Raw genomic sequence first — 11,893 nt, 5'->3', positions numbered from 1 at the left:
AGGAATAAAGGATGTTTTTGACAATACTGCAGCTTTATCTGGTGTTGCAAAGTTTAAATCAGAATTTATATGTGGATGTGATTTCGGAGAAACACATGATAAGGTGCATTTTGAGCTGAATTTGATGTTGAAAGATCTAAGGTTGGCAAAAAAAGTCAGGGAAAAGCTCGGAATTAAAGATTTAATTGCTGAAAATATTATAAATGAATTAACTAAAAGGATAATTAATACTGATGACACAACCTAAAGAGTTGTTAAAAGCCACCCTGAACGGAGTCGAACGGCGGTATCACTTACGAGAAAATAACATGCTTCGACTCCGCTCAGCATGGCTTGATTTAATTCAACATGGCCTTGTCAATCGCTCTAGCTAATTTAATATGCAACATACCCTAAAACAAAACGAATCAATCTCCCACATAGACCTCCATTTTGCCAATATGATGATGCGCCTTGCCAAATCACAGGATAAGGAACTGTTTTTAGCTTCTGCCTTGGTAAGCAGCCAAACAAGGGAGGGTCATATTTGTTTGGATCTTAATGAATTTGATAATCCCGATTTTATTAAAAATAAATACGGTGAAAATATTGAATCCAAGATTCCTTCAACAAGCGAGTTCATCGCTAAACTTTCAAACACCACGGTCGTGGGTCAACCCGGTGAATTCAAGCCCCTCATTCTCGAAAACAAAAACAGACTCTATCTTAACAGATATTGGACTTACCAGGAAAACTTGGCGAAATTTATTAAAGATCGAGTTCATAAGATACAAGAGATAAATAATCCTTTAGTAGTAAACAACCTGTTGGATCGCCTTTTCTCTGGAAATTCTAATGGTAAAATCGATTGGCAAAAATTCTCGGCAATAACAGCTTTGTTGAAAGACTTCTGTGTCATTACTGGTGGCCCGGGCACCGGGAAAACCCACACAGTGGCTAAAATTCTCGCGCTATTGCTCGCACAAAATAACTGCGGAAATTTGAGAATTCAATTAGCAGCACCGACTGGTAAAGCTGCAGTTCGTCTTCAGGATTCAATCAAACAAGTTAAAAAGGAATTAAATTGTCCCGATGAGATAAGAGCCATGATTCCGGAAGAGGCCGCAACAATCCATCGAATTCTTGGTACAATTCCATATTCACCTTATTTCAGACATAACACGGACAACCCTTTGGAAGTGGATGTAATCGTTGTGGATGAAGCTTCCATGGTTGATCTTGCATTGATGACGAAGCTAACCTCTGCACTCCCCTCAAATTCAAAGCTGATACTTTTGGGTGACAATAATCAACTCGCTTCTGTTGAAGCCGGAGCGGTGCTGGCTGATATTTGTGGATCTACTTTAGAACAATATTATACTCAAGAATTCGTTGAAAGAATTGAAGGGCTTTATAGACAAAAATTAGAAATAAGAACAATTGAAACAAATAAATCCGGAATCAAAGATTGTATTGTAAGACTCCAAAAAAGCTATCGGTTTGAATCTCAGAAAGGCATAGGAGCTTTAAGCCAATTTGTAAATTCCGGAGAAGCAGATCACGCTATTGATGTTCTTCAAAGCGATCAATATCCAGATGTAACCTGGCATGATTTAACGGATCATATATTGCCCGATATTTTACACGAGTTTGGCAAAATTTCAGATTCAAAAAATATCGCAGAACTTTTCAACCAATTTGAAAGGTTTCGAATTTTGTGTGCTTTGCGGGAAGGACCTTTTGGTGTAAAAGCTATCAATGCCCAGGTTGAACAATTTATCAAAAGGAAAAACAACATCAAACAAAATGAATTATGGTATGCCGGACAGCCCATTCTCATAACCGAAAATGATTATAGCCTAAATCTTTTTAACGGCGATCTTGGTATTGTATTTCCTAATGATGATAACGACAATGAATTACGTGTATTTTTCCCAGGGCCAGATGGAGCCCTACGCAAGTTAAGGCCTTTTAGATTACCCGTTTATGAAATTGCTTATGCCATTACAGTCCATAAAAGCCAGGGTTCAGAATTTGATAAAGTCATCATGATATTACCGGATAAAGACTCTCCTATTTTAAGTCGAGAATTGCTTTATACGGGAATAACCAGGGCTGCAAAGCAGGTTGAAGTTTGGAGCAATGAGCAAGTATTTCGTGCAGCAGTTTCGAGAAAGACTAAACGAACTTCCGGTTTGAGAGACGCAGTTTGGGACTATTAAACACCGGGGTTTTAAAAACCCCAGTGTTTTTTTATAGAAACTAATTGATCAATGCCAAAAAGATCTTTAAAATTTATCAAAGGTTTTTATTATCATATTTATAATAGAGGAGCAAATAAGCAAAGAATCTTTTTAGAAACAGATAATTATTATCATTTTCTAAAGTTACTTAAGAGATATGTATCAAATTTTGAGATCAGGGTAATAGCATATTGCTTAATGCCAAACCACTTTCACTTTTTATTGAGAAATGATGGTGATAAAGACATATCAGGTTTCATGTCTACAATGCTGAATGCCTACGTAAAAGCTTTCAATAAAAAATACAACCGCACTGGTTCACTTTTTTCCCATCGGTTTAAGTCTATCCATGTTGATAGGGATAATTATTTAGTACATCTTTGTCGTTATATTCACTTAAATTCTCTTAAAGCCCATTTAGTAACCGAGCTAAAAGATTGGCCATTCTCTAATTATCTTGAATTTGTTGGTAAAAGAAATGGGAAATTTATAGATAAAGACTTTATTAAATCGCTTTTTGCTGATGCATTAGAATATGAAAATTTCGTTGAGGATATAGCGATTGAATATCCTGAAAATTTTGGTAATTATATCTTTGATTGAATGCAGCCTTACAAACCCCGGGGTCTTGAAGACCCCGGGGTTTTCCTAAAAAATATGAAGCACCTCAACCTGGAAAGATGTTCATTTGCTTGGTTCGTATTTTTCCAAGGATCAAGCCACAAATTTTTTATGAAGGAACGGATATTAAGTCAAACAAAATTCGTATTGCCGAATTGTTAACGATACAAAATGGAAAATTTCACAAGCAATTGTTGTTATTAATCCTTTGGATTAATTCTTAAATAACCTTACTTTAAATGAAGTTAACTTACTAACCCTGGAATCTTATTAATTCCTTGGTTTCAATTTCTATATTACTTAAAACACTGCTAAGATAGGAGACATTATGAAATTGAAAATGACACTGTCAAATCTGTTGATACTTAATTTTATGATTCTAGGCATTAGCTCAAGCATATTAGCAGAGATAAAAATCTCCTACCATCTAAGTTGGCAGGAACCCAATTCCCATTATTATCACATAACAATGACCGTTGAAAATATTAAAGACAATACTATTGATTTTCGGATACCAGACTGGCGACCCGGTAGGTACATCGTACAAAATTTCGCTAAGAACATCGTCCAGTTTGAGGCTATTTCCGGTAAAAATAAATCACTGGATTTTCGAAAAATAGATAAGGTTACATGGCGGATAGAAACCAAGGGCGCTTCCAGAGTGACAGCTAAATATAAATACTACGCCAGGCAACTTGATGCCGGTGCTAGTTATCTTGATGACGCGGAGGCGTACTTCAATCCCATTACTTGCTTTATGTATATCCCTGGCAAAGAGATGCTGCCGGTAACGCTGAAAATCAAAAAACCAGATGATTGGAAAATCGCTACACCAATGGACTATGACTCGTCAGAAGATTTATTCAAAATAGGTAACTACCACGATTTTGCTGACTCACCATTTTTAATCAGCCCTAGTTTCAAATTGCTCTCATTCGAATACAAAAACGCCATATTCGAAATTGCTATTCAGGGTGAAGGTAACTATGATGATCAAAAGATTATTGATGATATTCGTAAGATAGTGGTAGACCAGGTAGATATGATGCAGGATGTACCTTTTAAACGTTACCTGTTCATGTACCATTTGGTGCCTTATCGAATGGGCCATGGCGTAGAGCATAAAAACTCTACCTCCATCGTTCGTGGTCTTCCTGATTTTGAGAACGAGAATTTTTACAGGGGGTTTCTCGGTGTAACTTCTCATGAATTTTTTCATGCATGGAATGTTGAGCGAATTCGGCCAAAAGGTATTTACCATCCGGACTACTCGAAACCAAACCATACAACATTGTTATGGGTAAGTGAAGGAATTACCAGCTATTATGGAGGTTTATCGCTTGTTCGTTCCGGGCTGGTAAGTGAATCCAAATATTTGTCCAATTGGGCCAGAACAATTAAGGGTTATAAGAATAATTTTGGCTACCAGGTAACTCCAGTTTCTGATGTGAGTTGGGAGAGCTGGGCAAAGAGTTTTGGGGCGCCGCCAAATACGTTTTATTCTTTTTATGCAAAAGGGAATATCCTTGGTCTGCTTTTGGATTTGGAAATTAGACATCTCACGAAAAATAAAAAATCTTTAGATGATGTTTTCAGATACTTGAACGTAAATTATGCAAAAAAAGACCAGGGCTTCACCGAAGAGGATCTGCTCAAAGCAATTAAAAAAGTTTCAGGAAAGAATTTTGATGTTTTTTTTCAAAAGAATATTTATGGAACAGAGGTTATCGATTGGAACCAATTTCTAAACCATGCAGGGTTAGAACTGGTTGAGGAAAAAGATAAAAAAACACCGGATGTTTACCTGGGTATCAGAACCCGCGGGGACGACAAACAGACAAAAATCTCGAATATTAGTCCAGACTCACCTGCATATGCTAGCGGCTTAGACATTGACGACATACTCGTTGCCCTGGACGGCAACCGTGTTCATCAAAAGAACCTGGATTTTCTTCTAAAAAATTACCAAGCCGGGGATGTTGTTAACCTGACGATTTTTCGGAGAGAGAAGCTGCAAGAAATCCAAATCAAACTAACCAAAGCAAAAAATGATAAATTTAAGATAGAAAAAGTCGATGACCCCACAAAGCTTCAAGAAGAGATTCGTAAAAGTTGGCTGAATGAAAAAGAGAAGGATGAGGAGGAAAAGGAGCATATGGAGTAGAAACAGATTATTGAAATAGAATTACAAAAATGGTTCTTTAAAAAATTAACAACCTCTTTTTTCTTTATTAAGAATTACGTTGCATGGTATTTGATTAACCTCAATATTTTAGCATCAGAATTGCACATTTTTGCAATAGAACCAAGCAATTAATCAAAGGAGATAAGGCTATGTTTTATGTCAATGTTACCAACAATTATGTTTATGATGTGACAATTAACGGCACAACAGTAGATAACGGTGGAGGGACAGGCTCCACAGGGCTTGTGCAAGGCACACATTACGTTGAAGTTCCTTATATGGGGGATATCCTCGTACTCGATCTCGCCGAAAACAAAATCCAAGGCTACAAATCTCACAGAAACCGGGGGTGTGCATACTGGGCTATAAATCCATAGTAACTATATTAATATATTACCGTTACGAAGGAGTTGGCTGTGGACTCGTATGGGAATGTGAACGTAACAAGTGTTCAGGGAAACGCAGAGATCATCTCCCTTTCCGATTGACATACAAAGGATAAGAGTTAATAGGCATCTCCTTTTATCTACACCCGGAATTTAGTTTTTTAAGAATTTTTTGTTGAATCCATTTTAATGCTGCCCTCTTTTTTAATTATTTACAATTCCTGATGATTTCGTTAAAAAATCCTATAGCATTTCGAAATCTGTCCGATTGTATACATGAATTCTAATCAGGAGTTAATCATGAAATATATAATCAAAATTACAATGGCAGTATTGTGTTTGATTCTCATTTCTTCTTGTAATTCAAAAACAATAAGAATCGGCGAAAACCGATTCTCAATTGACCTTAAATATAATGGTAAACCCCTCAATGCCCAGGGAAGAATTTATATCAATAATAAATTTATCGGCATGACCAACGAAGACGGCGATTTAAGCATTAATCTTCGCAAGGGTGAATATGGTATCCTCATCATTTTGGAAGGCTACGCAACCTGGCAGGAAAAATTACTCATAGTGGGTAATGGCTATTCTCAGTCTATTTCTCCGAATATGAAAAAACTTTCTGCGGGTAAAATGTAGTAGTGAATTTCTGAAATTATGAAACACCTAGATTTTAAAAACCCCGATGTTTATGTTAAACAATACGCAGTAGTTTCATCTAAGCCCAAATCCAAATATAACAGACACTCCAGCCAATATCTTTTACAAATCAGTTGATTTTGGTTATCATAGAATTTATATTTACTCCGCAATAAAATGCCGAAGTGGTGGAATTGGCAGACACGCTAGGTTCAGGGTCTAGTGAGCGCAAGCTCGTGGGAGTTCGAATCTCCCCTTCGGCACTAAGTTTTACTCGCCATAATTCCAACCCTTAAAATGGTAAATTCCCTAAATCCACATTTCCTCCGGAAAGAATAATCCCAACCCGTTTCCCATACAACTCTGGTTTTGATCTCAATAAAGCAGCCAGCCCTACAGATCCGGAAGGCTCAACGACGATTTTCATTCTTTCCCATAAATATTTCATAGCAGTTATTATTTCTTCTTCAGTTACCAAATAAATGCCATCAACGAATTCTTTGATGATCGCAAATGTTTTATCTCCAAGAGAAGCTCTCAGCCCATCTGCAATTGTCTGAGGATTATCGATAGATTGAAGTTTACCGGACTGCATGGATCGATAAGCATCGTCAGCATTTTTCGGTTCACAGCCAAAGACCAAAATATCTTTTTTCAACCCTTTTGCAGCAATGGCTGTTCCGCTCAACAACCCTCCCCCACTGACAGGAGCCAGCACTGCATCCAGATCATCGATTTCTTCAACCAGTTCAAGAGTAGCTGTGCCCTGCCCAGCAATTATTCGTTCGTCGTTGTAAGGATGAATAAGAGCAGCGTTTGTATCAGCAATGACTTGCTGGACAACTTCCTCCCGGGAACTCATGGTGGTTCCACACTCTATGATTTTTCCGCCATACCCAAGAACTGCTTCTTTCTTTACTTTTGTTGCGTTAACCGGCATGACCAGATAAGCCGGACAACCTCGTTGTTTTGCTGCAAGAGCCAGAGCGCCGGCATGATTCCCTGACGAATGTGTAACCACACCGGCTTGTGCTTCCTCGTTTGATAATGAGAAAACAGCATTGGTTGCTCCTCTAAATTTGAATGCACCTGCTTTCTGGAAATTCTCACATTTAAAAAATAGTTCTGCATTTGCAATTGTATTTAAAGTCTTCGAGGTAAGAACTGGCGTTCGATGTATATAATCCTTAATCCTTTCATGGGCAATTTTTACATCTTCAAATTGAACACTCATAGTTACAGTCTTTATTGGTTATTAAAATAGTCAACTGCCTTCACGGCGGCCTGGATCATTGGTTGAGTCGATATTTCTTCCCCAACAGCTTGCCACATCCACACCTGTGGAGATAACTTCCCCAATTTACACATTCTTTCCATTTCTGTGGCCAGGTCATGATTCTTCATATATTCTTCAATCTGAAATGAAATAATAAGGCCCAACGGATAATCTGGGATGTACATTCCGCAATCGATAATGTGTGAGTAAACTGCCAGCAATACCTGGTCCTTAATTCCAAAAACAGGGAAATAGTACTTATTCCAGATTTCAAAAGCTATTTCCAAGATAGCATTGCGCACTTGTTCTTTGGTACATTCGGGATGTTTATACATCCAATCCCAAATCCCAATATCTACTAATGCCACTCCGCATATTTCGTAAGTTGACCAAAAGGTTGACAAATGTTGCAGAATTTTACTCTCTCCTCCGTCGGATCGAACCCCTAAAATATTCATGTCTCTTTTCTGAAAGAGAAACGCAAACGCTTCGGTAATCGCAGTATTGGGCACTCCTTCGAGAAAATAAAAATCCATTTCGTTGAGTGAAAACACTTGTTCAACGGTATGTCCAAGCTCATGCATTGCGGTGTTGAATCCTTTGTAATCCAAACCAGTTTCAGGAGTTCTTGTCCTTAAATGTGCATTATCTTCACGCATCATTGCACCCACGGCGTGGCCAGCGCCCCTGGCGGGGTCTACACGAATATGTGAAGCAAGACTATTTGAAGTCTTTTGAGAAAATCCCAATTCAATTAAAATATCCGGAAGCTTATTTTGAAATATTTCCAATGAACCATACTTTTGTGAAACCAGGGCGTCCAATTCAGATTCAGATTTTGCATTCTTAGGTTTGAACCCATCATACCAAATATCGAATGGTTGCAAATCACGACTTAATCGTTTTCGAATAAGTTCAGCAGTTTTTTGGACGACAGGAGCCGATAGGATTGATATGAGTAAATCAGTCACAGTCTCTTTCGAAATTTCACGGTCCTGATTGAATCGACGTGCAATTAGGCTCGGGTAATCCGGCATATATTGATCTACAACCATTTCTGCTGCAAAGACATTTCCAAGCAATTCATAACGGCGATTCAACTCAAATTCTTTGTACCCTTTTTCCTTAGTACCAGCCTTCCAGATTCCATTAGTAAATGGATTCCAGTCCCATTCACTTGAATCGATGACGGCTTCCGGTATTTCTTGTCTAACCACTCGTTCCATTACTTTCTGAATGAGTTGTTGCTTTTTTAATCCATCCTCATTGATATATTGAGCTTTTATTTCATCCCGAAGACCCCAATGGCTAATCAGAATAAGTTCCTTGGGGAATAGTCTTTCACCTGTATCAATGATCAAACAATACATATTAAAATTATACTTATTCACATAGTCATCCGCGGCCACATATGCCCGGATGCGTTTCGTCTTAACAGCCGCGGGTGTTCGTTCATTAAAGTAGTCGGCAAGTCGAGTCTCGGCCCACTTTCTTCTGGACCAATTTAAGTCTGTACTGCTTTTTTCATCCAGTGAATACACCGGAAAATTCAATAAAATCGTAAATGCGATTTTTTCTTGGAATAGATCGTCGTTGATATGAGCAAAAACATTGACATTGGCAAATTGATAATCGATAGGCAACATTGGGCCTGTTTCAACATGCATGTTCCAGTAAAATTGCCTGGAAACACGGTGGAAATTACCATATAGAGATTCGAAATTCTTTTCCAGGCGGGTAAAGAGTTTATTCAGTCTTTCGGATTCTGCATAAAAATTGGATAAACAAAAATCTTCAAATTCTTGCGGAGAACCATCCTTTTTCTCCCAAAAACGGCCCACCTGTTTTACACCACAGAGAATCCGCTTTTGATGATTTTTATCATATTTTTGGATTAATTTTTCAGTTACTGATTCTTTGACTGATTTCCGGATAAACATTTAACTCCAGTGCTTTTTGAAAATACGGTACTTCTGCTTGGATATTCGTTATTTTTCAATGCATTTTAATAAAACATACACCGGTTACTATAAATTCAAAAACAGTATTTCCAGTTCATTAAATATGAATCGCGGCATCTTCCGCATCCGCAGCAGCTTCCATAATCGCTTCCGAAAAAGTTGGGTGAGCATGAACCGTCTTGTGAATTTCATGATAAGTCGTTTCCAAAGACTTTCCAATTCCAAGCGTAGCGATTAGTTCAGTGGCTTCAGATCCGATAATATGCGCACCTAAAAGTTCTCCATATTTTGCATCAAATATTAGCTTAACCAATCCTTCCGGTTCTCCGTAAGCCAAGGCTTTACCGTTGGCTCTGAAGGGAAAGCGCCCGATCTTTAAATCATAACCCGCTTCTTTGGCTTTTTCTTCAGTCATGCCTAAACTGGCAACCTGGGGTAAACAATAAGTGCACCCAGGAATATTTGTGTAATCAACCGGCAAGGGACTTTTACCAGCCATAGCTTCGACACAGGTGATACCTTCTGCAGATCCCACATGGGCCAGCCAGGGCGGTCCAATTACATCTCCAATCGCATAAATCCCATCTATATTGGTGTGGTAGAACTCATCGACTTTGATATCCCCATTTTCAACCTTCACGCCTAGTTCCTCCAATCCCATATTTTCGACATTCCCTTGGACGCCTATTGCCATCAAAGCGATATCGCCTTTTAGCTCTTTTTTCCCTGATTTCATTTCGATTGAAACCGTTACGCCTTTGCCTTTTGTGTCCACTCCACTCACTTTCGTGTCAGTGTAGATTTTCATTTTGGACTTTTTGAATTCTCTCTGAAGAATTTTAGCTATTTCCTCATCCTCGACCGGCAATATTCGCGGCATCATTTCAACTATAGTGACTTCTGTTCCCAAGGCATTATAAAAATATGCGAATTCTATCCCGATCGCACCGGCGCCAATGATAATCATTGATTTTGGGATTCCCTTTAAAACCATCGCCTCAAAATAGCTTATCACTTTTTTTTTGTCTATTTCAATGCCTGGAACGGTTAGGGGTCTTGCCCCGGTTGCGATAATGGTTCTTTTCGATTGCAAAGTTTGTGTGATACTTCCATTCTTATCCAAAACCTGGATGGATTTGTCGGTATTAATTCGACCAAAACCCTGGATGTGTACAACTTTATTCTTTCGGAAAAGAAAGTTCACACCTTTTGACAATTGATTGGCGGCATCCCGGCTTCGTTGAATTATTTTATTAAAATCCAATTCCATACCGGAAATTTTTATACCAAATTCTTCACTTCGATTTATAAGATTAACGATCTCTGCATTACGCAACAGGGACTTCGTGGGAATACACCCCCAATTCAGACAAATTCCTCCAAGCGCATCCCGCTCTATAACGCCAACTTCCATTCCCAATTGAGCGGCCCTAATTGCTGCGACATATCCACCAGGACCGGCTCCAATTATAATCAAATCAAAAGCATTGTTTGCTACCATATTTATCTCCAGTTAAAACTTACATAACCGTTAGTTTCATTAAACTAAGAAACAATTAACCAATCAAATTCTACCCTAATTTGAAATGAAAAAAAGATCAGGAAAATAATCGATAATTTCAAGCAAAATACTTGTTTATGGGAAAGCACTATTACTAAAATTTGAATAATTCAAAAGAAACCAATGATAGTTTCTGTGCCCTCAAATCCTAAAGCTATTTTATCCGTGTTAATTAATGGCTCACTCTTTTTTTTCAAACGCTAGTGACCAATCGCGCTTAATTAGCGTTTGGTTCATCAACGCTATTCCCAGTTCAATTAACAGCTCGTTGGGTTTTGGTTTTCAGATATCGATATACCATGCGGCGTTTACGAAAATATAGGATCGTTTTCTAGAAATTTCGGGCCGCAAGGTTCTTATTTTGGTAGACTTTTGATCCATGCTTGTAGATCTTTAAAACTTACTCATGGATAATGAAAGCGCTCGAACCTGGACTTTTCCCGGAAGGCTAGGCCATAATTTTGGAAGCCACAAACGATTTGCTATCTTTTCCGGCTTTCTGGGTTATTGTTCCATGCGTACCGTTAGGCTATAAAGCCGCCAACAAGTCGCGTTGGCGTTCCAGGCGTTGCTCCCGTTCTAAGGCGAAGTGTTTAATTCCAGCAAAAATCGACTCTGAATCCAGACGGGCCTCCGCGATAACATCCGCTTCGGTTCCACCGGTAAGCCACTGATTATCCCAGTCAGAAGTAAGCGAATATTCGTCCGTCAACAGCCCTACATCTCGGACTGGCCAGACACGTCTTGTTCCGGTACTCACCACCATCATGTCATATTTCGCCTCTGGTGGGAAAACCGACTGACGGTAATCATCGGATTGAAGGTCGAAGAGATCTTCGCTCACAACCGCAACAATTTTGACATTGACTCCTTCGTCCTCAAGGCGTGGCAAAATATTAACCAGGTTGACGGTGGAATTAGATCCTTGCACGACAACATAGCCGTGTTTGGCTTTATCCGGATCGAAATCACGGATGACATATAATCCTTTAGCTGCAGCTTTGAGATCGGTATTGGCAAACTTACTGCGATCTGCAAC

The 11,893-nt window shown here is 38.7% G+C and carries 10 protein-coding genes and 1 tRNA gene; 7 read left to right on the top strand and 4 right to left on the bottom strand.

Annotation, left to right across the window (positions count from 1 at the left end; translation table 11 throughout):
• The 7 genes from IIC38_17785 to IIC38_17755 form a co-directional block, all read left to right on the top strand.
• Positions 1-247 (top strand): hypothetical protein (locus IIC38_17785; GenBank protein MCH8127781.1); only part of this gene is annotated, 247 nt, incomplete at its 5' end.
• Between the two features lie 133 nt (positions 248-380).
• A complete protein-coding gene (recD, locus tag IIC38_17780; protein MCH8127780.1) occupies positions 381-2,201 on the top strand; it encodes an exodeoxyribonuclease V subunit alpha in 1,821 nt (606 codons plus the stop codon).
• Positions 2,202-2,252: 51 nt separating this feature from the next.
• Entirely contained in the window at positions 2,253-2,825 is a 573-nt protein-coding gene (locus IIC38_17775) for a transposase (protein ID MCH8127779.1), read from the top strand.
• A gap of 346 nt (positions 2,826-3,171) precedes the next feature.
• Positions 3,172-5,007 carry a M61 family metallopeptidase gene (locus tag IIC38_17770; GenBank protein ID MCH8127778.1) on the top strand — a complete coding sequence of 612 codons (1,836 nt, stop codon included), beginning with the start codon at positions 3,172-3,174 and terminating at the stop codon, positions 5,005-5,007.
• Between the two features lie 170 nt (positions 5,008-5,177).
• Positions 5,178-5,405 carry a hypothetical protein gene (locus IIC38_17765; GenBank protein MCH8127777.1) on the top strand — a complete coding sequence of 76 codons (228 nt, stop codon included), beginning with the start codon at positions 5,178-5,180 and terminating at the stop codon, positions 5,403-5,405.
• Positions 5,406-5,714: 309 nt separating this feature from the next.
• On the top strand, positions 5,715-6,056 hold the full coding sequence (locus tag IIC38_17760; protein ID MCH8127776.1) for a hypothetical protein: 342 nt from the start codon (positions 5,715-5,717) through the stop codon (positions 6,054-6,056).
• 179 nt (positions 6,057-6,235) lie between these two features.
• Positions 6,236-6,319, top strand: a tRNA-Leu gene (locus IIC38_17755).
• Between the two features lie 29 nt (positions 6,320-6,348).
• Here the strand turns inward: IIC38_17755 and IIC38_17750 are convergent.
• The 4 genes from IIC38_17750 to IIC38_17735 form a co-directional block, all read right to left on the bottom strand.
• Positions 6,349-7,290 (bottom strand): pyridoxal-phosphate dependent enzyme, encoded by a 942-nt coding sequence (locus IIC38_17750; protein MCH8127775.1) that lies wholly within the window; start codon positions 7,288-7,290, stop codon positions 6,349-6,351.
• A gap of 11 nt (positions 7,291-7,301) precedes the next feature.
• Positions 7,302-9,272 (bottom strand): hypothetical protein, encoded by a 1,971-nt coding sequence (locus tag IIC38_17745; GenBank protein MCH8127774.1) that lies wholly within the window; start codon positions 9,270-9,272, stop codon positions 7,302-7,304.
• A 118-nt stretch (positions 9,273-9,390) separates the two neighbouring features.
• Positions 9,391-10,794, bottom strand: coding sequence for a dihydrolipoyl dehydrogenase (lpdA, locus tag IIC38_17740; GenBank protein MCH8127773.1), 1,404 nt, complete (start codon positions 10,792-10,794; stop codon positions 9,391-9,393).
• A 589-nt stretch (positions 10,795-11,383) separates the two neighbouring features.
• On the bottom strand, positions 11,384-11,893 hold a 510-nt coding region (locus IIC38_17735; protein ID MCH8127772.1), incomplete at its 5' end, for a transketolase.

It is taken from the genome of candidate division KSB1 bacterium, from assembly GCA_022566355.1.
GTDB lineage: Bacteria > Zhuqueibacterota > JdFR-76 > JdFR-76 > DREG01 > JADFJB01.
Note: the sequence above shows the minus strand (reverse complement) of the source record. Positions and strands in the feature narration are given on the sequence as shown.